Origin of the sequence: Niallia taxi (assembly GCF_032818155.1) — a bacterium.
Classification (GTDB): domain Bacteria; phylum Bacillota; class Bacilli; order Bacillales; family Cytobacillaceae; genus Niallia; species Niallia taxi_A.
In genome coordinates this window covers 847,173-869,861 of the sequence record NZ_CP102589.1, presented here as the reverse complement: position 1 = coordinate 869,861, position 22,689 = coordinate 847,173, and the positions used below count along the sequence as shown (strand labels likewise).

General features: G+C 37.2%; 21 protein-coding genes. 7 read left to right on the top strand and 14 right to left on the bottom strand.

Annotated elements, in window-relative coordinates; genetic code table 11:
* The first annotated feature begins 180 nt into the window (after nucleotides 1-180).
* Nucleotides 181-1,569: an amino acid permease gene (locus NQZ71_RS04330; protein ID WP_260055549.1), complete on the top strand. Its 1,389-nt coding sequence runs from the start codon at nucleotides 181-183 to the stop codon at nucleotides 1,567-1,569.
* Nucleotides 1,570-1,937: 368 nt separating this feature from the next.
* Here the strand turns inward: NQZ71_RS04330 and NQZ71_RS04325 are convergent, their stop codons facing one another.
* The 6 genes from NQZ71_RS04325 to NQZ71_RS04300 all read right to left on the bottom strand — a co-directional run bounded on the left by NQZ71_RS04325 (nucleotide 1,938) and on the right by NQZ71_RS04300 (nucleotide 8,623).
* Complete coding sequence (locus tag NQZ71_RS04325) at nucleotides 1,938-2,273, bottom strand: hypothetical protein (protein WP_317011392.1); 336 nt, start codon at nucleotides 2,271-2,273, stop codon at nucleotides 1,938-1,940.
* Nucleotides 2,274-2,290: 17 nt separating this feature from the next.
* Nucleotides 2,291-3,334 (bottom strand): DUF2599 domain-containing protein, encoded by a 1,044-nt coding sequence (locus tag NQZ71_RS04320; RefSeq protein WP_317011391.1) that lies wholly within the window; start codon nucleotides 3,332-3,334, stop codon nucleotides 2,291-2,293.
* Nucleotides 3,335-3,649: 315 nt separating this feature from the next.
* Complete coding sequence (locus NQZ71_RS04315) at nucleotides 3,650-4,972, bottom strand: glycosyltransferase family 2 protein (RefSeq protein WP_317011390.1); 1,323 nt, start codon at nucleotides 4,970-4,972, stop codon at nucleotides 3,650-3,652.
* A 15-nt stretch (nucleotides 4,973-4,987) separates the two neighbouring features.
* Complete coding sequence (locus NQZ71_RS04310) at nucleotides 4,988-6,514, bottom strand: lipopolysaccharide biosynthesis protein (protein WP_317011389.1); 1,527 nt, start codon at nucleotides 6,512-6,514, stop codon at nucleotides 4,988-4,990.
* A gap of 12 nt (nucleotides 6,515-6,526) precedes the next feature.
* Entirely contained in the window at nucleotides 6,527-7,615 is a 1,089-nt protein-coding gene (locus NQZ71_RS04305; RefSeq protein ID WP_317011388.1) for a polysaccharide pyruvyl transferase family protein, read from the bottom strand.
* Between the two features lie 30 nt (nucleotides 7,616-7,645).
* The gene (locus NQZ71_RS04300) at nucleotides 7,646-8,623 is read right to left on the bottom strand and encodes a glycosyltransferase family 2 protein (RefSeq protein ID WP_317011387.1); all 978 of its coding nucleotides are present in this window, start codon (nucleotides 8,621-8,623) and stop codon (nucleotides 7,646-7,648) included.
* Between the two features lie 355 nt (nucleotides 8,624-8,978).
* Between NQZ71_RS04300 and NQZ71_RS04295 the strand changes: the two genes are divergently transcribed.
* Nucleotides 8,979-9,107 (top strand): hypothetical protein, encoded by a 129-nt coding sequence (locus NQZ71_RS04295; RefSeq protein WP_260055542.1) that lies wholly within the window; start codon nucleotides 8,979-8,981, stop codon nucleotides 9,105-9,107.
* A gap of 37 nt (nucleotides 9,108-9,144) precedes the next feature.
* Here the strand turns inward: NQZ71_RS04295 and NQZ71_RS04290 are convergent, their stop codons facing one another.
* The gene (locus tag NQZ71_RS04290) at nucleotides 9,145-9,891 is read right to left on the bottom strand and encodes a hypothetical protein (RefSeq protein ID WP_317011386.1); all 747 of its coding nucleotides are present in this window, start codon (nucleotides 9,889-9,891) and stop codon (nucleotides 9,145-9,147) included.
* Between the two features lie 383 nt (nucleotides 9,892-10,274).
* On the opposite strand from NQZ71_RS04290, the gene NQZ71_RS04285 reads away from it, so the two are divergent.
* The 3 genes from NQZ71_RS04285 (at nucleotide 10,275) to NQZ71_RS04275 (ending at nucleotide 11,652) form a co-directional block, all read left to right on the top strand.
* On the top strand, nucleotides 10,275-10,520 hold the full coding sequence (locus NQZ71_RS04285; protein ID WP_182103405.1) for a helix-turn-helix domain-containing protein: 246 nt from the start codon (nucleotides 10,275-10,277) through the stop codon (nucleotides 10,518-10,520).
* 160 nt (nucleotides 10,521-10,680) lie between these two features.
* Nucleotides 10,681-11,100 (top strand): competence protein ComK, encoded by a 420-nt coding sequence (locus tag NQZ71_RS04280; RefSeq protein WP_317011385.1) that lies wholly within the window; start codon nucleotides 10,681-10,683, stop codon nucleotides 11,098-11,100.
* A 129-nt stretch (nucleotides 11,101-11,229) separates the two neighbouring features.
* Nucleotides 11,230-11,652, top strand: coding sequence for a hypothetical protein (locus NQZ71_RS04275; RefSeq protein WP_144454030.1), 423 nt, complete (start codon nucleotides 11,230-11,232; stop codon nucleotides 11,650-11,652).
* Nucleotides 11,653-11,731: 79 nt separating this feature from the next.
* Here NQZ71_RS04275 and NQZ71_RS04270 read toward each other — a convergent pair whose 3' ends face one another.
* Nucleotides 11,732-14,041: a hypothetical protein gene (locus NQZ71_RS04270; RefSeq protein ID WP_317011384.1), complete on the bottom strand. Its 2,310-nt coding sequence runs from the start codon at nucleotides 14,039-14,041 to the stop codon at nucleotides 11,732-11,734.
* A 282-nt stretch (nucleotides 14,042-14,323) separates the two neighbouring features.
* Here NQZ71_RS04270 and NQZ71_RS04265 point away from each other — a divergent pair, with 282 nt between their 5' ends.
* The gene (locus NQZ71_RS04265) at nucleotides 14,324-17,398 is read left to right on the top strand and encodes an Ig-like domain-containing protein (RefSeq protein WP_317011726.1); all 3,075 of its coding nucleotides are present in this window, start codon (nucleotides 14,324-14,326) and stop codon (nucleotides 17,396-17,398) included.
* Between the two features lie 118 nt (nucleotides 17,399-17,516).
* On the opposite strand, the gene NQZ71_RS04260 is transcribed toward NQZ71_RS04265, so the two are convergent.
* The 5 genes from NQZ71_RS04260 to NQZ71_RS04240 all read right to left on the bottom strand — a co-directional run bounded on the left by NQZ71_RS04260 (nucleotide 17,517) and on the right by NQZ71_RS04240 (nucleotide 21,107).
* Nucleotides 17,517-18,179 carry a class D sortase gene (locus NQZ71_RS04260; RefSeq protein WP_144454032.1) on the bottom strand — a complete coding sequence of 221 codons (663 nt, stop codon included), beginning with the start codon at nucleotides 18,177-18,179 and terminating at the stop codon, nucleotides 17,517-17,519.
* Nucleotides 18,180-18,182: 3 nt separating this feature from the next.
* Nucleotides 18,183-19,361 (bottom strand): processed acidic surface protein, encoded by a 1,179-nt coding sequence (locus tag NQZ71_RS04255; RefSeq protein ID WP_317011382.1) that lies wholly within the window; start codon nucleotides 19,359-19,361, stop codon nucleotides 18,183-18,185.
* A 495-nt stretch (nucleotides 19,362-19,856) separates the two neighbouring features.
* Complete coding sequence (locus NQZ71_RS04250; RefSeq protein WP_164849632.1) at nucleotides 19,857-20,003, bottom strand: hypothetical protein; 147 nt, start codon at nucleotides 20,001-20,003, stop codon at nucleotides 19,857-19,859.
* Nucleotides 20,004-20,244: 241 nt separating this feature from the next.
* Nucleotides 20,245-20,526, bottom strand: coding sequence for a hypothetical protein (locus NQZ71_RS04245; RefSeq protein ID WP_317011381.1), 282 nt, complete (start codon nucleotides 20,524-20,526; stop codon nucleotides 20,245-20,247).
* 80 nt (nucleotides 20,527-20,606) lie between these two features.
* On the bottom strand, nucleotides 20,607-21,107 hold the full coding sequence (locus NQZ71_RS04240) for a hypothetical protein (RefSeq protein WP_317011380.1): 501 nt from the start codon (nucleotides 21,105-21,107) through the stop codon (nucleotides 20,607-20,609).
* Nucleotides 21,108-21,453: 346 nt separating this feature from the next.
* Between NQZ71_RS04240 and NQZ71_RS26190 the strand changes: the two genes are divergently transcribed.
* A complete protein-coding gene (locus NQZ71_RS26190) occupies nucleotides 21,454-21,582 on the top strand; it encodes an anti-repressor SinI family protein (protein WP_375545307.1) in 129 nt (42 codons plus the stop codon).
* 180 nt (nucleotides 21,583-21,762) lie between these two features.
* On the opposite strand, the gene NQZ71_RS04235 is transcribed toward NQZ71_RS26190, so the two are convergent.
* Nucleotides 21,763-22,662: a ketose-bisphosphate aldolase gene (locus NQZ71_RS04235; protein ID WP_144454040.1), complete on the bottom strand. Its 900-nt coding sequence runs from the start codon at nucleotides 22,660-22,662 to the stop codon at nucleotides 21,763-21,765.
* Between the last annotated feature and the right edge of the window lie 27 nt (nucleotides 22,663-22,689).

Sequence of the window (22,689 nt, the reverse complement as noted above, 5' to 3'; positions counted from 1 at the left end):
GTTAAATAAACATTTATAGATATCAGCTTACAAGATGCAACTCATATACTGCAGGAAATGAAGTTTTTTTAGGAGATAGATTTCACTCCGTCTTCATCATTTCGTTGCCGAATAACTACTGCATGAGCTTTTTTTACTTATAAAAATACGGCTGCTTAATCGTGAAAGAGGGGAATATACATGTCAAATAATAAATTGTCACAAGGCTTGGAATCACGCCATATCCAAATGATTGCACTTGGCGGAACAATCGGTGTCGGATTATTCCTTGGATCGTCCAAAACAATCGGCTGGACAGGACCTTCTGTCTTGCTCGCATATGCCATTGCAGGAATCTTCGTCTTCTTTATCATGCGTGCAATGGGAGAAATGCTCTATTTAGAGCCAAGTACAGGATCATTTGCAACATTCGGACACAAATACATTCACCCACTAGCAGGCTATATGACTGCTTGGAGCAACTGGTTTCAGTGGGTAATCGTCGGAATGTCGGAAATTATCGCAGTCGGCGAATATATGAAATATTGGTTCCCTGACTTGCCAGCATGGATTCCAGGCTTAATCGCTATGGCAATCCTTGGAGCTGCTAACTTAGTTTCAGTTAAATCCTTTGGCGAATTTGAATTTTGGTTCGCGATGATTAAAATAATTACAATCGTTCTATTGATTGTTGCAGGCTTAGGTATTATCATCTTCGGATTTGGTAATGGCGGACAAGCTATCGGATTTTCCAATCTGTGGGCACACGGCGGCTTCTTCTCAGGTGGCTTCTCAGGATTTTTCTTTGCCCTTTCCCTTGTCATCGGTGCATATCAAGGGGTTGAATTAATTGGTATTACTGCTGGTGAAGCGAAGGATCCAAAGAAAACACTGACAAAATCCATTAACAGCATTATCTGGCGTATTCTTATTTTCTATATTGGCGCAATTTTTGTTATTGTTACTGTTTATCCATGGGATCAGCTCAGCTCTGTTGGAAGCCCATTCGTTGCGACATTCGCTAAAGTCGGTATCACAGCTGCTGCAGGTATCATCAATTTTGTTGTAATCACAGCCGCAATGTCAGGCTGCAACAGCGGTATTTACAGTGCTGGCCGCATGCTGTACACATTAGCAATGAACAAGCAGGCTCCTGCTTTCTTTGGAAAACTGACATCAAACGGCGTACCATTGTTCAGTACAATCGGCGTTATGGTCGGCCTATTAGTCGGTGTTATCTTAAGCTATATAGCACCAAAAGACATCTTTGTTTATGTGTATAGTGCAAGCGTGCTGCCAGGAATGGTGCCATGGTTTATTATCTTAATCAGCCAAATTCGTTTCAGACAAGCAAATGCGGCTGAAATGAGCAATCATCCATTTAAGATGCCATTCGCTCCATTCACAAATTACGCATCGATTGCATTTTTATTGTTCGTCCTTGTCGGCATGGCCTTCAACAAAGACACACAAGTTTCCCTTGTTGTCGGAATCATATTCCTTATCTTAGTTGTCATCAGCTTCTTCGCTTTTGGCATCGGCAAGGAACGTCCAGAGAAACAAGACAGCACAACAGCTGTAAAACGGTAAATATAAAAGAGCAGCACTCCTTGCTGGTGGATATAATCAACAAGGAGTGCTGTTTTTTATATTATAGAAACTAGTTAGAATAAAAATAAAATATTTCCTACCTAGCCACGAACAATATTAATTTCATCTACCTTTAATCCTTTAGTCTTTTAGAATATATGTAAAGTATTCCTTTAAAGTGAGGTCGTTTCATTGCGCTGCACCCACTCGCTTTCCTCTATTTCCCTTAGTTGTCGAGTGGCCTCCGCTCCATTCCACTAAAGTTTTAAATTATTGTATTTTTAAAAAACAAACTATTTATCGATAGCTGCTAATTAGTTTAGTATTTACCTAGACTTAACTACACATATCCTAACTACACTCTTTCATTAGTTTGATTTTTTCTGACCTATACAACAGGCAAGAGTCAGGAAAATGTATGGGTATGTTAATAGAATTAGCTCTAAAAATCCATAATTATTAAATATATGCCCTTCTCTCGGGTCTGTATCATAGTAATAACCTTTACCAACCATGTAAATGCCAACCAGTAAATAAATAATTATAGATAGTCCAAGCAAAATAAACCCTATTATATTAAATTTCAAGTTCAGTAAACAATATAATAATATAAACAAGAAGAATAATCCTGCTGAAAGTAATAAAATAACAACTATTTCTGGTTCGTATGCATAATCACTTAAGCTATTAGTTAGTCCAATCATTTTTACTCCTATATATATTATTTTTTTGGATTACAAGCAGCATAATAGGTTTGTTTCAAAGTTAAATCAGGTCTCCAAGGTTCTAAATTCCATGATGACTTCCAAACAGTAAGAGGATTTATCGCATGGCATACAAATTGCTCAAATACTCTACTGACTTTTGAGCTTGATATACTTTTCTTAAAATTTGCATCTGCTTTAACTTCGGCCCACATGTCCGCTGCAATAGGAACATTCGAAAATATCCCCATCATAGCTGGTGTTAATGCATAGTTTGCAGTTATGAATAATTTTGCACAAGTTCTTGTATAAACAGAGAATTTACCACTTGTACTATTACCAAAATACTTTGAATCTGTATTATTTATGGTATCTGAACAGAATAAAGGATCAGCTTTAAGAGGATAATTATCGCCCGTATATTCTACTGTTTGATATATTGCATTATCTTTGAGAGTATACTGACTTTCTATAAAATTACCTTCATTATCAACAGCCCACGGCTTCCCAATGCTGAATATTATTTCTCCCTTATCATCTTTAACATAATATAATCCGTCTTCTTCAACTAAATATTGGTTTTTCTCTAACTCAATGTCAATTTTAAATTCTTTAGGTGATTCTTCAGATTCCAGTGTATAAATCTGCCTGAAACCTCCATCTAAAATTTGATTTTCAACCTGATAATCTTCATTTTCATTTTCATAAACTATAGTTCCATCATCGTTTTCTTTAAACTCTAAATCTTCGTCATCTAAAGAAATCTCAATACTATTCCCTTTCTCATCTGTAAATTCAATACTACTTGAATCAAAATCTATCTCTGCACTGTATTCTTCTTCCTCCGATATGATACTATCACTTGTTTCTTTATAGTCACTTGTTTCAACATCTTCTATTAAATCAAATGGTAACTCCTCCATATTGGTTGCGAATTCTTCAGAAGATTGGCTGAAGGTATCAGTAGAATTATCCTTCGACTCCGCTCTTATAATTTGCAAATTAAACATACCTAAAACTAAAACAGTAATCACAATAAGACTAAATGTTTTTTTAAACAATAAAATCCCCCCTCTTTTTTCTAGTCATAGAGTATTTTCTAAACACAACTAATCTTAACTAAATCCATACTCGTAATTCCGTAATCTAAGTTTTCATCCCACCTTCCTCAATCGGCTCCTTTACCCATTTAAAAACTATTTATTTCCCTCCTTTCTTTTTGAAAATTCCATATCGAAATACCTCATACCTTTAAGTTCACAAAATGGTCATGAAAGATAGGCTATTCACATTAAAAAGCGCATAGTAATATTTCTCTAATAAAAAGGACTCACTATTGTTTTGGAAACAACAGTGAGTCCTTTTTTGATTAATCTCTAGCTTTTCTGCGCAATCGCACTCCGGCCAAATTTCCGCAGTCGGGACAAGCCTCTCATCACGAAAAATTTCATCGCATCATATTTTAGCTTGTTATAAATAGTTGGACAGTTTTCCTTTGTCCAATTTAACATAGCATTATAATCACTTTTGTTTTTAGCAGAGTATTTTAAGTAGTACATGATGGTGACATACACACTACTTCCAAACCATGCTTCCACTGCTTTAGCATCATAGTTAAAGCGATTTACAGCCATATTTTTTATCATTAGCTTTTCTCTTAAATTCTCAATAATAAAATCACTTTTCAAATTAAAGGTGATGTTATTGCCGTGGATTCTATAAACACCGGCAATCGTATCAATAAATCCGGCATCGCCAACGAGTAATGACCTTAAATAGATAGCTGAATCATTCACCATTTTCATGTTGAAAATATCCATCTCTATTAACGCCTTGCGCTTAAAGACCGTTGTTAAGGTAGAGGCTGGCTTTGGGTAGCCTTGTTTCTCAAAGTTAATGAAGTAATCATATTTTTTTACAACATTGCTTAGCTTCAAATCGGAAAGAGCTAATTCACACGCTCCCGTTTTTTCCATAAACACATTCGCTGCCACAAATGAAACTTGCGGATTTTTCTCATGAAAAGCGACTGCCCTGCTTATATAATTTGTATCAACGAGATAATCATCATCGTCCAAAAAGAGAATATACTCGCCATCTCCATGTGTAACAAAGGCTTTTAAGCGATTCGTCCCAGGTCCTTCATTCTTGTCATTTCTCATATAAATGACATTAGAAGCATCAGCGTATTTTCGCTTCATTAACGTATGCGTTCCGTCCTTTGAATTATCATCTATCACGATTAGCTCGATATTTGGATAATCCTGCTGCAATATGCTATCAATGACTTGCTCTAAATATCTTTCTCTATTATATGTTGTGATGATTACATTCACTTTTGGAGTCTTGTCAGTGTCAGGGAACGTAATTCGCTGATTAAGAGAGCCTTCATTAAAAGCGTTTAAATGAGTTATCTGGTTTAGTAATTGCTGAGCATCCTTCCGCTCCATAAAAAATTGCGCTTCTACATAGAATTGAAAAACCTCTGCAGACAGCTTTCCTTTTAAAAGTGCAGATAATACCCGATTAAAATTCTCCAGATAATGCAATTGTGAGGAAGTGCCGTTACTGACTAATTTCCCCGTTAGAAGCCCTTCAAGATCTGTTGCATTATCCATTTCACTCATTTCGCTAAAATGGGTGTAAAAACAGTTATTAATCATAACTCCCGCTTGTTTTAATTCATGCTCTAAATCCATATACATCCCCCTCTCTTATGTTGAAATAGTTTTTTTTCGTTTCTGTTTCTGAACCAATTTAACAATAATATCTTTCGTGTAGTGATAAACCTCTCTGTCGAGGAGTGCATTAACAACGACAAAAATAACTGCTGAAATGGCTAGAACTAAAATAGCACTCATAATCGTAGTTACATAAGAAGTCGGATAAATATTAACTGTTTTTGCTGCTGCTACAATCAGTGAAAATAGCACAATATTTGTGAGCCATCGTCTTAACGTCATCCATGCATTTCGTTCGAGTATTTTTTTATTTGCATATAAAACGATGTCGATTGAACGATAAAGCAGTGCTGCAATCGTGCCAATCAGCACACCATATATGCCAAGGAACTGAACGAGAGTGATAGAGAAAACAAGGTTAATGATACATTCCAATATGGCACGGTTTTGCGTCTTTTTAAAATGGCCTGCAATATTTATAACATTATTAGAAGTCGCTCGCGCATTCACTAATAATTTAATGATGACAAATAATGTTGGAATCCAAAAATCTATATAGTTTATATCCTTAATGCCGCTAGTATACAGCTCCATAAAAGGTAAAATGAAGATGTACGCCACCGTGAATAACGAGAATACAAAGGACATGAAGCAGACTTCGTACGCATTATACAAGCTTATGAACTTCTCCTTGCCTTCATGAAATGTTTGTCCAAGTGCGAATGTGACACTGCTATTAACCGTATTGATTACTTTATCAAGGACAGAAAAAAGCATATTGTACAGCACGTATACACTAACAACCTTCAGATTCGTGAAGATAGTGAGAATGAGAACATCGGTATTGTTAAAGATTAAATAAGAAATTTGGTGAACCATCACTGATTTTTTTTGTGAAATGGCATCAAAGTTAGGCTTAACCTTTAAATCTAACCATTTATAATTTCTCTTAATATAAATTTGATAAATGATAATTTGTACAATCATTAATACAAAATGTGTCGTTTGAATTGCGATAAGATTGTAGCCTTTAAGGATAAAGATAATCTTTAGACCACTTATGACGATATTTATTAGCGTTGTGATGGAGGTATCTATATAGCTTTTTCCTTCTGCAACTAAGAAGACTTTAAAGGTCCCTTGGAAATAGAAATTGATAGCTCCTCCCATCCCCGTAACGAGAATGACGAACATGATTGTCATTTTATCGATTGATGAATCAATAAAAAGCGGATAGATAACGGACAGAAGAATGATACAGATAAAATAGTAAATCCCTGTTTTCTTATAGTAGCTTGAAGTAGCGGAAAGAATAGAATTTATATTTTCTTTACTGCTGCCTGCCACATGCTTATATAACGCTTGTAATGAGGCGGCTCCAACTCCTGCTTCTAGAAGAGACATATAAATAATAATTTGCCCGATGGAGGATAATAACCCATTCACCTCAGAACCAAAATTCACTAAAAGCAAACGAGGGATTAAGATACCTAATGCGATTATTAATCCTTGGCTAATCAATCCAAAGGCTAAATTTATTAGACTTCTTTTCGCTTTCATACTGACTCCTTTTTATTTCCAGTCATTCACTAAGTATTTATCAAGCTGTAGAAACTGTTTGTTGGAATCCTTGATAATATGCTGCATATCGAGCTCTTTATAATCCAAATGATCCAATTCCGTCATTTCAAGCTTGGCTATATCCTTGATTTCCCAATACTTCCCTTGAAAATTCATGTCGTGCAAAACATTGGTCATTTTTTTACTGTATATGATTGGAAAAACCTTTTTATTAAATAAAAAGCCAAGAATCATCGAATGAAATCTTGTAGCATACATTATTTCCACTTTATTCAATTCCGCTAATGCCGAGGCTAAATTGTTTTCATAAGGAACTACCTTCACTTTAGACTTATATTTAGTGTCTAGTAACTGTAACAATTCAGCTATTGCTGTTTCATCGCCTTCATATTTACAAAAGGAGAATAAAGCTACTTGATAGTTTTTGTTGAGATAATGCTCACAAACCTCTTTCATCTTCTGTAAATAAGCCGCTTTAAATGGAGCTAAATTTTCTCTGCTACTCACATCTATCAAGGAAATACCAACCGTTTTCTCAGACGCTTCCTCTCCGTGATACTCCAAATTAAACACGACATCTTGAGCTAAGCGGACACTTGGCAGCTCCTTAAACAGCTCATATGACTGCTTATCTCTAAAACAAACATCGTCGTATCTCGAGAAGATGCTTTGATAGCTTTCGTAAAACTGCGTTTTTTCATATGGTCCAAAATTACACCCTAGCAAAAAGTTAGGCTTATTATTGATTATTTTTCCTTTATCCTTGTTTATTTTTGTTTTCCAATTCTTATTTTCAATAAAAAGAGAGCCACCGATACATACATGTGCATCCATAAATAAACCAATCACTGTTCTAACTAACGACTTGCTGAAAAGCTTATTGGGAATTTTATCGATCAACTTAAATAGCGTATTCGGATAAATAACATGTAAGTTTTTTATGTCAGTAAAAGCCTGAAGCTTTGCTTTATTTTCATAAATATAAAATTGAGCTTGAGGGTATCTTTCACATAAGATTTTAACGAACAAATCATCTCCTAAGTTATTGTTTAAATATGCTGATATTAAAACCTTTTTCAAAGAAGCACCTCGTTTTTTCAGTTTTCCTCATTACATACTCTTCTTTTTCATTTGCTGCGGATACTTCAATAACATATCTCCTAACAGAAACTGCCCCTTCAAGTACTGATGGATAACGACTCTTTTCATTATTTTCTTCATGCCTTTATTATTATGCTTCACAGAATGCTTCCATTTTGGAAAGTAGCGATCCATCGTGCTTCTTATACTGCGGGATATTTCCAGCCTTACCGACATATCCTCCACATACATGAGCTTAAATAATAGTCCATTTAAAAGATGATCGATAAACAATTGCTCAACCTTGTTTATATTTTTATTAAGCTTTCCTTGTGTTTCTAATTCCCGATAAACATTTTCAACCATATGAATCTTATCTTTCAGTTTTAAAGGGTTTATCGTGTTTGTCTGTGAGGAATCCCTTGAAACATCATAATAGTAGAGTGCTTTATCGATTTTCACTACATTATTAGCGTTAGCCACTACCACTGGTACGATGCCGAGATCCTCATACCAATAGCCCTCAGGAAAAGGATGATTCTCCCATAGCTTTCTGCTATAAAGCTTGTTCCAGGGTGCTGTAGTGCAGCTATGCAGCTCTTTGCCAAGGTGGACATGCTCATTTTGACCTTGTTTATTATGCTTGTAATAGTCAAACACAACTAAATCACAAGACTGACTGTTTACGGCATCAACACAAGCTTGAACAGCATTGCTGTCCATAAAATCATCACTGTCGACAAACATGAAATAATCACCTTTGGCCACACTCATCCCAAGATTGCGGGCACTTGCCTGCCCGCCATTTTCTTTATGTAAAATATGTATTCGATCGTCCTCTTTCCCAAGCCCCTCTAAAATACGGAAGGAGTTATCTGTTGAGCCGTCATTTACCGCGATTATTTCAATATTTCGGTATGTCTGGCTACTAATAGAAATAAAGCATCTTGCCATATATGCCTCAACATTATAAATCGGTACGATAATGCTTATTAACGGATTAGTCATGTATTGTTTTAACCTCCACTAGCTTTTCAGCGTTTCTTTGCCGTCTAGCAGAATTTTTCTTTCATTAGATAGCACTACTTGTTGATTACCAATCTATTATACAAACAATTATAAAAGCAAAAACGGAAATGGAATTTTTTTAGTATAAACAACATAATTCTTTACACTAAATTAAAAATTCTCCTGTTGCTTTTAATGTTTTTCCTGCTCTTGTCCACATAACCATAACATCTCCTTAAAAGGCATCTCAGAAATTTACACAGGCTTTGCAGTGTACCTGCTTTTCAGATATGGGTTTAAAATTTTCCACAGCGTCTATATATATAGTACAAACTTTTAAAGGAGGCTGTCCGAAATGGTTAAACCTAATGATTTAAAAGACAAAACAGTGGACCGTCCACTTGATGAAAAGAAAGTCGAAGAACAAGTGAAGAATTTAAAAGAAGAACAAAAAGAATCTGATGAGCAAAAGGATAACGAATAAAAAATAAGCCTCCAAAGCTTGGAGGCTTACTTCTTGTTTAACCAAAAATCTCGCTGTCGTTTTGGTCGATATTCAATGCAGAGAACATATAGGCTTGACCAAAGGCTGGGTTGTATTCCAACTTTTCTGTCAGCTTCTTCAGATGCTTACCAATGGAATATTTCGTTTCACCTGAAATAAACCCAAACGGTAATTCTGCTGCTCTTCCGAAATAGATGGATGACTGCTTGCCGCTGCTTAAGGCTATTCTTTTACTGTTAAGCAAATACGGGCGATCCATTTGTGTCGTATAAACTGTTTCCCAGTCATTAATTGTTTCAAAGCGGATTTTAGAAAGATGCTCGCCTGCAACAGACAGAAGGATAACATCCGGCTCCAAATAATCAATAAGCTTGTGCCAAAGCTGGACACTGTCAGCCTCCAGCTTGCGTTGCTCTTCTTTACTGAGCGTTTCCCAAGTTTGAGAAGTCGCAAGGGACGAACAAATATCTGTATGAATGGCCGTGTTTTCCATGTTTCCATAGAAGCTGGCATTAAGGCCGTTCAATAACGGCTCATAAGCTGGATCAAACCATTCTTTATACGGCTTATCTTGGAAGTATTCGTTTAGGGCAGCCAAATATTGCTGATTGAAATCATAGTATTGGTCTTTTTTCATTGACTGAAAGCGTAGGAAAGGGTCTGGGTCAGGGAATTCCTTCTTGGAAGGATTCAAACCGACTGTAACAATACGGATCGGGGAATCAAAATATTTTTTGATATTGCCAAAATACAAAATAGGCATAGAAGTTTTTACAACACAGGATAAATCTTTTTTCAGTTCGTAGTTTTCTAAACATTCTTTAGCTAGACTGGTTAGTTTTGCTGATTGAATAACAATAAAAATCACCCTTTCAAGAATTTAAAAAAAGTACTGCTCTCCTAAATATTTCGACCTCTATTTCTTTTTTCCCTTCAAAAAACTCTCCACTTACAAACTTTTTTTTAAAGAATGATGCGAAATGCCGAAGACGTACATGTCCAAACGTGCCATAATGGGATTTACATTAAAAGATGTGCGTTCAAGTTTTTTTCACAAACTATTTACTATTAATGTAAAATCACTAACTTCCGGTTGTGGAAACGCCTTCTTTTTTAATGGATAATAATGCTAAAAGAAGGTTTGACATGATTAATGAGAAATTTTTTGCGAGTTCATTAGGAAAACAAATCCGTTATGCGAGAATGAAAAGGGGCTTATCCCTTGAAGGGCTTGCAGAACGGACAAGCATGAGCCCAAATTTCATCGGCAGAATCGAACGAGGCACATCTATCCCAAAATCCTTTACACTATATAAGCTATGCAAGGAACTCGGCATCAATCCTAGTTTTCTTTTCATACAGGCAGAAAAGGAGTACAAGGAACAGTTTTAGTCTTTTCGAGCTTCCTTCCCCCCTTTAAATCCTCTCCAATCCTGTATTTTTTACTTTATCCAAGAAATGCAAGAGAATACCTTCCGCAAAAAATTTTTCTCTTTCTTAGAGCATGCTGCATACAAACCTCCCTTTTATCCCAAATAAGGAGTGTATGGCTATGGAAAAGATCTGCAATGATTATGAAATCAGTGAAAAAACGCTTGCCCTAATACCTGCATACAACCTGGAGTACGGTACAATTGCCATGGAGGGAAAAGAGGAATACTACGTAAAGAAAACGCCGCTGGAGCTGATTAAGCACGCAGCATTAATCGGCGGAGCAGAATACGATGGACGACGGTCCTCGATGTCCTTTTTGACAGGTATAAAAAGGAAGGTGCCTATCCCCATTAACCCCCGCAAAAACATCTATGCATTTCCGACCCAGTCTCCAAGTCAAATGGACTGCCACTGGATTTTTTTCTCCCATGTAAATCTTATTTCTGCTGCTGCCTCTGTTACAAATAAAGAGACGACGGTTTTGTTTCAAAATGGCCAAAAGCTGCAGCTAAAGGCAGGCATCCCCTCATACTCTTGATAAGCAGATGTACAGAACATGGATGTGTGTGAAAGCATTGAGCGGCGATCCCCCTGTAATGCCATAATTTCTTGCCAACAATAATAAAATAAGTTATTAATGGTATAAAGTGTTGATTAGGAGGAATATATGGCAGATATTATTCGGTTTATCGCAGCAATTATGAACGAAATACATGACATAATCATGAATGCAGCCAACCATCTTGGCTTACAAGCTACAGATAAGGATTTGCATCTTTGGATTATCGGCATCATCGGTATCCTTTCCTTTTTCATTGTTCATTTTATCTTCAAAAGGCTCGCAAAGTGGAGCATCACAAGCATTTCCTTCATCTATACCTTCACACTCATCTTAGTCCTTGTCTTCGCAATCGAAATACAGCAAGGCATCACAGGCAGAGGCAATATGGAATTCCAAGATGCTGTTGTCGGCATTTACGGGTTTTTACTGTTTTTTGCCATTTATGTGATATATAGAATTATCTCTTTTGCTATTAGGAGAGCATCAACGAAAAAGGCAAAGGCTGGGCGGACGAGAAGATCTTCATGAAGAAAAGGAAGAACCGCAAATTCCCAGTTCTTCCTTTTCTGTTTTTATAGCCAAAATTTCTGCCCGCAACCTATTAAAACTATTCTTTTTTGAAACTTACAGAAGTACGGCTGCTTTCTGTCATACCGCTTTTTGTAATGGTAATGTACACTTTTCCTGATTTTGTGCCCAATTGTTTAACTGTTAGTGTAGATGATGTTCCCTTTGATGTACCAGAAGCAAGCAATTTCCCGTTCTTACTTGCATTGTATACCTTTATTGTATCTCCCTTTGCTATTCCTTTAACGACGATAGTGTCATTTTTCTTTTTATTATTTGTCACTTTGATTTGTGAAGATTTAAGTGCAGTTGTCTGCTCTCCTTTATAAGAAACTGCTGTTCTGCCACTCTCTTTCATGCCGCTTTTCGTAATCGTTACATACACTTTCCCTGATTTTGTTCCTAACTGCTTGATAGAAATACTTCCTGAAGTTCCAGTTACTTGTTTTGTTGCAAGTAACTTGCCTTTTGAACTTGCATTATACACTTTGATAGTATCTCCCTTAGACACACCGCTTATATTCACAGCATCAGTTTTACCTTTATTGTTATACACCTTTACTTGGCTTACCTTTAGTGGATCTGACTGTTCACCAGTATATGAAATACCAACTCTAGAGCTTTCTGTCATGCCGGCTTTTGTTACAGAAATATACACTTTTCCTGACTTCAAGCCAATCTGCTTAACAGAAAGCGTGAGTGTGCTGCTGCCTGCTGTATTTTGGGCAATTACCTGTCCTTTTGAACTTGCATTATAGACCTTGATAACATCTCCCTTTACAAGACCAGATACTGATATTTTATCGTCTTTCCCCTTATTATTCTCTAACTTCACCTTTGAGGCACTTATTGGACTCGTTTGAAGAGTTACACTCGCTGCATATGCTGCATTAAAGTAATCACCATAATTACGTTCTATTACTAAATAGTAGGTACCTTTTTTCATCATTTTGTTTGCCGTAGCATATCCTGTTGCTAGCTCACTGTCATTTGTTTCTAATTCTACATAGCTTGTACCTGAACTATTCTGCACTGTTGCCTGCCAATCCATGTTTGGAACCTGCTTTAACTTGACCGATATATTACCGTCTGCAGGAAGGGTGAATTTATAAATATCTTTATCATAAGAAGTATTACTATTACCGTAATACAATTGATTTAAATTCATTAAATTAGCTGTTGCAAGATTATCGTTAAACTCTTTTTCGTAATTATTACTGCCTGTAAATGCAGCTTTCAATTCATATTGCTTATTAACAGTATTGCTGTAATTCGTCATCTTTATATAATATGTACCTTTTGGAAGGCCAATACTGGCAGAAGCATACCCATCCACTAATTCACTGTCATCGGAATACAGTGTCTGATAAATTTCCCCTTTGCTATTATGAATTTTGGCTTCCCAGCTTGATCCCGCCAAGTTTTTTAGAGAAAGTACAACTTTCCCATCACTTGCAAGTGTAAATTTATAAAAATCATCATCGTCATATTCACTAATTCTTCCATAATACGTCTGATTTAAACTAAGACTATTTGCGGATGTCACATTATTATTACTTTCTTTTTCATAAAAATTACTTTTTATATAGCCAACTTTGAATTCATAAGGAACATGACTATAGGATGAATACCCATTTAGTTTAATATAGTACGTGCCTTTTGGAAGACCTACCTCTGTTATTGAATAGCCATCGACTAACTCACTGTCATCGGAATTCAAATCTTCATAAATGATGCCTTTGCTGTCCTGAATATGCCCAAACCAGCTTGTGCCTGCTTTGTTTTTTATTGACAACGCAATATTGCCGTCTTCACTAATGGTAAATTTATAAAAATCGCTGTCATCATAATCTGTGATAGTCCCTTTATATATCTTGTCTGTATCAATTGCATTTGCTGCCGTTATACTGTTATTACTCTCTTTTTCGTAAAAGCTACTTTTAGTAAATTGTACAGAAAAAGTATATTTTACGCCTGTTGCATTATAATAATTATCTATCTTTATGTAATATGTGCCTTTTGGTAAACCTACCTGTCTTGAAGCAGCCCCAGAAACCATCGCACTGTCATCTGTATTAAAGTCCTCAAGAACTTCCCCACTACTGTTTTCAATACTTGCATACCAACTTACATTAGCCTTCTGGTTCATGGATAGAATTATGTTTCCATCCTCCGCCAATGTGACTTTATAATAGTCCTCATCATCATAATCTTTAAGCGTGCTGCTATATGATTGATTTGTGTTAATAGACACGGCATCTCCAGCATCTGCAAGTACAGCATTACCTTTGCTAAATATCAATAATCCAAGCACTAGTATGATTGCAACTAAAATATTCCTCTGTTTCAATTTCCTCAGTCTCCCCTTTTTTAGATTCTAGTAACCTAACTCTTTGTAATAGAAAAACACTAAACAGTAATTTCTCTTCCACTGTTATTCCTTCTAAATACCTAAAGATTCCATTCATATCATACTTCCACTAGGAAATATTTACTAGTTAAACTTTCCGACAAAATTCGTCAATACTCAGGAATCTTTTACTATTACAATCTACTTAAAATCCTCCGATAGAATAGAAAACAAGTTTTTTATTTGGTTTTATTCAGGAAGGATGAACGACAATTGAGGAAAATGATTTCTGGGGTGTCTGCGATTTTTTTACTCTTTTCAGTGCCTTGCAGTGCTTTTGCCCAATCCTCTGAGGAAACTTCCTTGAGAGTGGCGGCTGTTAGCACTAGCTTGAATATGAATATGATTCCGCGCCTTGATATAAGCAAAAGCTTTGATTTTGACAGTGCTGAGGATTTTCCGCTCATTAGAGATGGTGCAGCTGTTGGTAACTTAACAGACAGTGTCGGCAGCATGAATGCGATTACTTATATTGGTGTAACTTCGTCTGAAACAATGGATTCCGCGATGGATATGCATCTTTCTCTGCAAAACGACAGTACGATAAAGGACGCCTTTCTGGCAATTGAATTTTATACGAACAGTAACGGATCAATGTCGTATATTGGAGGCGTTTCAAAGGACATGTCTTCCTCGTTCGGCAACATGAAGCTCGATATTAGTGTTCCTAAATCGCTTTATCATGATAGTCCCTATATATACATCCGGCTTGGCATCTCCAAGACCCAGTCTGATTTATATTATACGGACACTATTTATTTTAAGGTAACAAATCCTTTTTATACAGGAACAGCGTTGAACACCAGCAGTGGGACAAGCTATTACAGCTTAATCAACAATGAATCGACGAATGCCTATGTGAGTGAAAGTACAGGCTCCATGCAAATAAACAATGACGAATATTCGCTTAACAAAAATCTCGAAAAAGAAGCGTATATGCTTGATTATGTTATTCCCTTCGATTCAGAGGATGCGGATAAGGTAACAGCACGAAATACTAGATCAGTTCTTGCCTCCTATGAAGAAGGAGACAGTAAATCCTTTTGGGTCACAAATATGGAAACAGAGCAAAATTACCAGCTAACAGCAAAACTCCTGTACAGCGGCACACACAATAATGTATGGGTATACAATAATGAGATAACAGCTGAGGAGGCTGCACAGCTTGGCAAGGAATTTGATGACTCTATTCACAGTACAGTGACAGCGAATTTTGGGAATGAATCAGATGTAAATAATGATGGAAAGGTTAACATTCTTACATTTGATATTCAGGACGGCTTTGATGGCACAGGCGGTTTTGTTGCAGGCTACTTTTCACCTGTCGACTTATATAATTACACAAACTCAAATAAGTCAGAGATTTTCTACCTTGATACGTACCCGCTCATGGAAAAATCCGGTGGTGAACCAGACGTCTCTGAAGCCTATATGACACTTGCCCACGAGTTCCAGCATATGGTCAGCTATAATCAAAACGTGTTCATTCAAGGAACAGCACAGCTAGACACATGGCTTGATGAAGGCATGTCGATGGCAGCAGAGCAAATATACGCAAAGAATGTCCTGCAAAGCAGGATTGATTATTATAACACCAGCACAAGCATTACAGCAGGACAGTCCTTACTTAACTGGGATTATTATGGAGACACATTAGCAAACTATTCCCTTTCCTACTTGTTCCTGCAATACTTGAAGTACCAGGCAGGACAAGGTGACAGCATCTTTAAGGAAATCATTGCAGACACAAACAGCAGCTACAAAGCTGTTGAGGATATCATCCATAAATACATCGACCCAAGTATGTCGTTCGGTCAATTTATGACGAACTTTCGGGCTGCACTTGTATTAAAGAAGGACTCTGGTCCGTATGGCTTTAACGGTGTCCCTGCTTTTGATGCACTAAAGGTGAAGCTGTACAGTGACACAGATACACTTTCCTTAAAAGGCGGCGGTGCTGTTGTTATGGCGCTAAGCTCGCCAGAGGACTTTGTTGTACCAACCGCAAAGGGTCAAGATATAACTTATACCATGCTGACAAGCGGAAACAGCTCAGCAGTACCCACGACACCAACTGTTTATGCAATAGCAGATACTGATACGAAATTAAGTGGAATTGCCGAGCCGGACACCACGATTAAAATCACAGCAAATGGCAGCCTTATTGGCAGCGGTACAGCAGCAAGCAATGGCACCTTCCAAATAACGATTCCAAAGCAAAAGGCTGGCACAAAGCTTGCGGTCTATGCGGTCAATGCAATGGGCAGCAGCAGTTCACAGGCAGTTATTGCTGTGCAAGATAAAACAGCACCTGCCAAGCCGTATGTTAGCTCTGTCAGTGATGCCCAAACAGCCGTTACAGGAACCGCTGAGGCAGGTGCGACTGTACAAGTCCGTTCTGGCTATACGACAATCGGAAAAGCAACAGCAGATGACAAGGGTGCCTTTAAGGTAGCTATCCCCAAGCAAAAGGCTGGCGTAAAGCTATATGTTAATGCAACAGACAAAGCTGGCAATAAAGGAATGGATACAACAGTCACGGTTATCGACCGGACACCTCCTGCAAAGCCAAAGGTGCTAACTGTTATTGATACATCAACAGCGATGACTGGCAGTGCCGAAGCAGGCTCTATCATACAAATACGTTCAGGCAATACGATAATTGCAAAAGGAACAGTTAGTGCAAATGGCGGCTATCTAGTTCCGATTACAAATCAGAAGGCAGGTACAAAGCTTTCTGTCAGTGCAACTGATAAAGCTGGCAATAAGAGTGAGGATACCATTGTCACCGTCTTGGACAAGACACCACCAAGCAAGCCAAGTGTTGCCTCGATAAGTGATTTAACAACCTATGTGACAGGCAAAACAGAAGCAAAGGCAAAGGTGTATGTTAAAAGAGGCAGCACAACACTTGGAAGTGCAACGGCAGACAGTAAGGGCGCCTATAAGGTTAAAGTAGCCAAACAAAAGGCTGGCACGTATTTAACGGTGTACGCAGAGGATGCGGCCCATAATAAAAGCAGTTCTGTTTCTATTAAGGTAGCAGATAAAACAGCTCCTGGCATACCAAGTGCAAAAACAGTCACATATAAATCGACGAGCATCTCTGGCAGTGCGGAGAAATATGCGACTGTATATGTATACAGAGGCAGCAAGTATTTAGGAAAAGCCTCTGTCAGCTCGAAAGGAACCTATACTGTAAAAATCAGCAAGCAGAAAAAAGGCACCTCCTTGAAGCTGTACGCAAAAGACAAGGCAGGTAACAAAAGTAATTACAGGACAATTAAAGTAAAATAGAAAAGGGCGTTCTGAAAACAGCTTCAGAACGCCTTTTCTTTACATTTAAACAAACGTTTGATTAATAATGCCTGACTCGAAAAAAACGAAGCCTCTCTACTGGAGGCTTCGTTTTTTTTCAGCTATTAAGCTCCTCGTCTACTAAATCGGCAACAAGAATATATCTTCTAGGTGCGTCACCGATATAGTTGAACGGGTAGCAGGTTGTAACGGTCAAGGTTGCTTTTGGCTTTGGCACTATTACAGTACGGTCATCCTTATCAACAATCCTTACCCTTTTCACTTTATAAGTGAATTCACCAGCAGATGTCTTCACTGTCAGCAGATCACCTTTACCGACTTCGCCAAGCCGTCTGAACACAGTATCCCTGTGCCCCGACAAAACAGTGTTGTCATTCTCGCCAGGCATTACACTGCCGGCGAAATGACCAACACCCTTTTCTAACTCGTCTTCATCCGTTCCGTGAATAATCGGCAAAACAGCATCAAGCTTCGGAATAATGAGCTCCCCCATATTCTCCCCTACTGCCGGCATTTCTGTATAAAGCGGTTCGCTGCTTTTAGCTGGTTCTTTTTCCTCCTCCTGTGGAGGAGTTTTCTCTTCCTTCGGCAAATCATCTGCCTTCACTTGCTCTGTCTTATAAAGGAAATAGCCTTTTAAGAAAGGATAAAAATTGGAGCTGGCAACCCAGACTCCAATTAATATGACAGCAGCAGTCAATGAAAGAAGAATCCATTGCTTGCGACTATTTCCTCTTCTGTTTTTATTGGCTGCTCGCATTTTTTACTGTCCTTTCACCCAAACACGTCTAAACAATACAACACCAGCAAGAACAATCACAAGTCCGATCATTGTGTTTTGCAGGTAGTCGGATGCAGTGTTTGGCAGCTTTCCGCCTTTTACTGTTTTTTGAACAGCTTTTGTAGAAGCTTTTACAGGTGTTTCCTTCACAATCTTTTCTGCTTCTTGAAGGTCTTTACCTGTTTCATTGATTAAATCAGAACCAAACAATTCCTTAGTAAGAATAACATCAGCAAGGAAATCTCCTTGTTTATTGTATAACTCAATAAGCAAGTCTGCTCCGTTTGTTGAAGTCATTGTCATCATTGCTTGAATAGATAATGGCTGCTTCACACCATCTTTTACAAGATAATATTTCACATCAAGCTGCAGGATATCAAGCATATCGTTAGAAATATCCAAAAGCTCCGCAATTTGCTCTGCTGTCAGCTCGTCCGCAGATTCGAATTCTGCAAATGCCATCATTCTATCACTTAAAGCTAATAATTGACCCTCAAAATCTGGGTTGTTCTCATAAACTGTCATGAAATGCTCAAACAATCTTTCCATCTCTTCATCTGTAAGCTGCAAAGATTGGAACAACTCATCCATTTCTGCTTCTAAATCTGCACCGCCATTGATGTAATAGTCAACAGTGTAGTCAAGATCTTCAATATAATCATAGTATTCAATAGACTCATCAAACTGCTGCAGGTATTCTTCTAACTCTGCTTTAGAAGCAAAGCCATAATCATCCAATAGCTGTTGAAGGTTTTCATCAGTGATTGGCATACCATAGTCATCTTCCAAATAGTAGCCTACAGTCTCATAAAGATGTTCAGCGAAGATATCATATTCAACATCAAAAACATCTTGTCCCTCTTCTATCTCACCATATTCAACAAGAAGTTCATTTAATTCTTCTCTTGTTAAATCATAGTCTGTTAAAATCGGCTTAATTGATTCCTCTGTTAACGGTGTTCCCAGCTCATCAACAGATTCGAAATCACTCATAGACAAATCTTTGCTTTTCAAATAATCAAGATAATCTTGTTTCTCCCAGCCTATTTCTGCTAAATATGCTTCGAAATCCTTATCATTAGATCCCATCGCAAATGAAGCCACAGGCTGAAGGCTTAAAGCCAACAAAATAGCCGTAAATAAACATAATAAACGCTTCATTGGTTCCCCCTGATATCTCTATAATTTTGTATTCAATTTATTATACTTGCAGAAAAAGGTAATAGAAATAAAAAAAATTTGTAAAAATAAAATATTTATGTTGCAATTTTACTAGAGTTCCATACCAAGTAAAAAAAGTATATATCTTACAAAAACAACCTTAAGAGTATCCTTTCCCTATTGTTTAAAAAGCGAGGAAATCCAGTCAGAGTAAGAGGTAAATCTAGTAGCTTCTGTTTTGACTGACTGCATTTGTAATCTCCATCATTTTTAGTAAGTATGTACTTCTTCCATTGAACACTTTCAATTCACCATACCAGCACAACTACTCCGTGAACACTTTCAGACAACCAAGCATATTCTAACTCTTGAGCATAAAGAAAAGCCCCAAAAATGCTCGGAGCTTTTCAAAAAAATCTTTGCACCTAATACGCCAAAATGACATAGAATACATCCTGGGCATAGGCAAATAACGCAAAAGTACATAGGAACCCTTTACCGGATACGTTGCCCTACATTGCTATTCAGCTTTGCCAATTCAGACTCTAACAGGCTCATCAATTCCTTCATTGTTGCACCCTCATTGCCTTTATTGTATACACTCAGCAATAATGTCTTGAATTCCTCTTTATTGTCAGCCATGTGATCGCTCCATTTTGATTTATTTATTTCAAAAGGCAGGTCTAAACAGTAAATATTTAATATCATATGCCCGTTACTAGCGGAACGTTATCTTGTGATAAGCCCTTTCCTTTAACAAAGTGCCTAATTCCCTTTTTCTTTCCCATATTTCTAGGCTGCTAAACTGGTAGCTTACATGTACACAAACAAAAAAGCAGCAAATAATTGCCGCTTAATGGTGCGGGTAGTTATTTGCTGCTTTTTAGGTGACTTTTTTCCGTTGAAGAATGACAAGTACAGAGGAAATTGTGATGCCAATTAACAATGCAAGAACGGCAGCACCAATATAAAATGGGGCAGACGGCCAATAGTGGTTTACATAGAAGATAAAGCAGGACACAACGAAAAGCACTGCTAAAAACAATTCAAACAATAAGGCAACAAACAGAAAAGCCAAGTACGGGTTGATAATTCCTTTATGTGAGACATGCTGTAAAGTGATGCCCTGCCACCAAAGCTCTCCAAGACGGCTGAAGCCTTTCATCTTCCATCACCCTCAATAATATTGTTATTTCATTGTATGTTGGGTTTGAGGGAGAATTTCCTTAGTTGCTTTAAATTTTATTAATTAATGTTTATTTTCATTATTTCTTCCACGCTTTGTCTATTTGTATCAAATATAAAATACATTTCGTTAATATCTTCTACGGCACTCGTTGCATCTACATCAATAAAGGATTCCTTTTCAGATAGTTCTTTAAGTGATGTTAAGTTATTTTTCACTCTAACAATGGAATCATACTCCATATATTTATATACAATCTCTAAATCAGAGCTTATTAGTCTATGATAAAAATGCTGTAAATCTTGTTGTATTTGCGAATTCCTAACAGAGGATTTCTCATCAGATTCTGTTATGTTATCAATCTCTTCTAAAATAATTTCAGATGTATCGATTAGCTCTTCAAGTACATGCAATCTTTCTTTAGACACTTCTAAAAAATGCATAAAAATTCGTCGGTCTATTCTTTCTTTCACTATGTAGCATGTTAATAGTGTTGCTAGACAAGCCAATACAACGCCAACTATTCCGTCAACTAGTTCATTAAACATGTAGAAGAGCATCCATATCCAACATAAAAGAAGAGTAAAAATAAATACATATCCGTTATAGGATTTCATTTTTCTCAATTTACCGCCTCCTGCGTTTATGCTTTTAGTAGAATATTGAACTTCATACAAATTATAACATTTTTTGTTATTTAATTATTCTAATTCTATTAAATTAAAAAGTTATGCGATTCTATGTTGGAGGATTTATTACTGTCCGACCGAATATAAAGCATGCTAATAAAGACATTGGTTACTATGGTACCATGCTTCTGTAGAATAATGTCGAACTCTTTTTCTTTATCTAAGTAACTATTTAGCGTATGATTAAAACCGTGACAAAATACCTACAGGAGATTATATGTTGAATTCTATAAAAGACAATCCAGAGCTAGATCCCGATTGGATAGAATTGATTTCATATGCTAAGGAGATAGGTATGTCCATAGATAATATTAGAAAGATTCTCACTGTACTTAAACCTTCTTAAGGTTCTTTTTAGCATAATAGTCATTCACCAATAGCTTGCTCTCCCTTCCATAAGGAAAGGAGAGTTTTTTTATTTATATTTTTATAAAGCATTAAAAAAAGCAGGAAGATTATCTCCTGCTTTTACTTGTGACTATTTTCACAAATATTAATCACTTTATACAAGTCCTTTGATTATTACTTAAAGCTGGGCCGTTCTCCACGCAAGTACATTCTCAGTTCTATACACATCTGCCTTATCCACTGACTGAAATAAATTCATTTTATATTGAACTACTTCTTTTGCCGCATCAATGCAATCAGGATAAATCGCATTTGGATCCCAAAGCTCTGTTTCTGCCAGTATTTCACGGCATTTTTTGTAGAAGGCGTATTTGTAATCGGAGGAGATATTTACCTTTTGAATACCGATTTTAACTGCTTCTGCGATTTCTTCATCTGGGTTGGCAGAGCCGCCATGCAGAACGAGCGGAATATCAACAACCTCTTTGATTTGGCGCAAAATATCCATGCGCAGCTGTGGCTTCATGTCCTTCGGATAAATGCCGTGGCAAGTTCCAATAGCAACTGCCAATGTGTCTACACCAGTGCTTTCCACAAATTCCTTTGCATCCTCTGGTCTTGTATAGATAACCTCTGTCACGCCGCCTTCAATCGTTGTGCCAGTATTGCCGATTGTTCCAAGCTCTCCTTCAACAGAAACTCCAAGGGGATGGGCGATATCGACAATTTGCTTTGTAATCCTGATATTCTCTTCAAGGGGCAGAAGGGAGCCGTCAATCATAACAGAGCTGAAGCCAACATGGATTGCTCTCATGATATTTTCCACACTGTCACCATGATCGAGATGAAGTACAAATGGAACATGGCTGTTTTTAATGCGAGCAAGCACATAGTGGAAGAAATCATCCTTTGTAAAATCAAGCTCTGTCGGGTGGACTGCGATAATAGCTGGCGAATTGTTCTTCTCTGCCTCTTCCACAACAACTCTTAAGAAATTACTATCTGCCACATTAAAGGCTCCCACCGCAAATTGATGCTCCTGTGCCACTTCTAATAACTGCTTCATGTTTACTAACATTGTCTCTCCTCTTTCCGTTTAGAATTT

Coding starts and splice junctions, on each gene's coding strand:
- NQZ71_RS04260 (WP_144454032.1), bottom strand. CDS start 18,179: ATGCGAGCAGCCAATAAAAACAGAAGAGGAAATAGTCGCAAGCAATGG.
- NQZ71_RS04275 (WP_144454030.1), top strand. CDS start 11,230: ATGGCAGATATTATTCGGTTTATCGCAGCAATTATGAACGAAATACAT.
- NQZ71_RS04330 (WP_260055549.1), top strand. CDS start 181: ATGTCAAATAATAAATTGTCACAAGGCTTGGAATCACGCCATATCCAA.
- NQZ71_RS04235 (WP_144454040.1), bottom strand. CDS start 22,662: ATGTTAGTAAACATGAAGCAGTTATTAGAAGTGGCACAGGAGCATCAA.
- NQZ71_RS04285 (WP_182103405.1), top strand. CDS start 10,275: ATGATTAATGAGAAATTTTTTGCGAGTTCATTAGGAAAACAAATCCGT.
- NQZ71_RS04300 (WP_317011387.1), bottom strand. CDS start 8,623: ATGACTAATCCGTTAATAAGCATTATCGTACCGATTTATAATGTTGAG.
- NQZ71_RS04250 (WP_164849632.1), bottom strand. CDS start 20,003: ATGGCTGACAATAAAGAGGAATTCAAGACATTATTGCTGAGTGTATAC.
- NQZ71_RS04265 (WP_317011726.1), top strand. CDS start 14,324: ATGATTTCTGGGGTGTCTGCGATTTTTTTACTCTTTTCAGTGCCTTGC.
- NQZ71_RS04315 (WP_317011390.1), bottom strand. CDS start 4,972: ATGGATTTAGAGCATGAATTAAAACAAGCGGGAGTTATGATTAATAAC.
- NQZ71_RS26190 (WP_375545307.1), top strand. CDS start 21,454: ATGTTGAATTCTATAAAAGACAATCCAGAGCTAGATCCCGATTGGATA.
- NQZ71_RS04280 (WP_317011385.1), top strand. CDS start 10,681: ATGGAAAAGATCTGCAATGATTATGAAATCAGTGAAAAAACGCTTGCC.
- NQZ71_RS04290 (WP_317011386.1), bottom strand. CDS start 9,891: ATGCCTATTTTGTATTTTGGCAATATCAAAAAATATTTTGATTCCCCG.
- NQZ71_RS04325 (WP_317011392.1), bottom strand. CDS start 2,273: ATGATTGGACTAACTAATAGCTTAAGTGATTATGCATACGAACCAGAA.
- NQZ71_RS04245 (WP_317011381.1), bottom strand. CDS start 20,526: ATGAAAGGCTTCAGCCGTCTTGGAGAGCTTTGGTGGCAGGGCATCACT.
- NQZ71_RS04295 (WP_260055542.1), top strand. CDS start 8,979: ATGGTTAAACCTAATGATTTAAAAGACAAAACAGTGGACCGTCCACTT.
- NQZ71_RS04255 (WP_317011382.1), bottom strand. CDS start 19,361: ATGAAGCGTTTATTATGTTTATTTACGGCTATTTTGTTGGCTTTAAGC.
- NQZ71_RS04240 (WP_317011380.1), bottom strand. CDS start 21,107: ATGCTCTTCTACATGTTTAATGAACTAGTTGACGGAATAGTTGGCGTT.
- NQZ71_RS04310 (WP_317011389.1), bottom strand. CDS start 6,514: ATGAAAGCGAAAAGAAGTCTAATAAATTTAGCCTTTGGATTGATTAGC.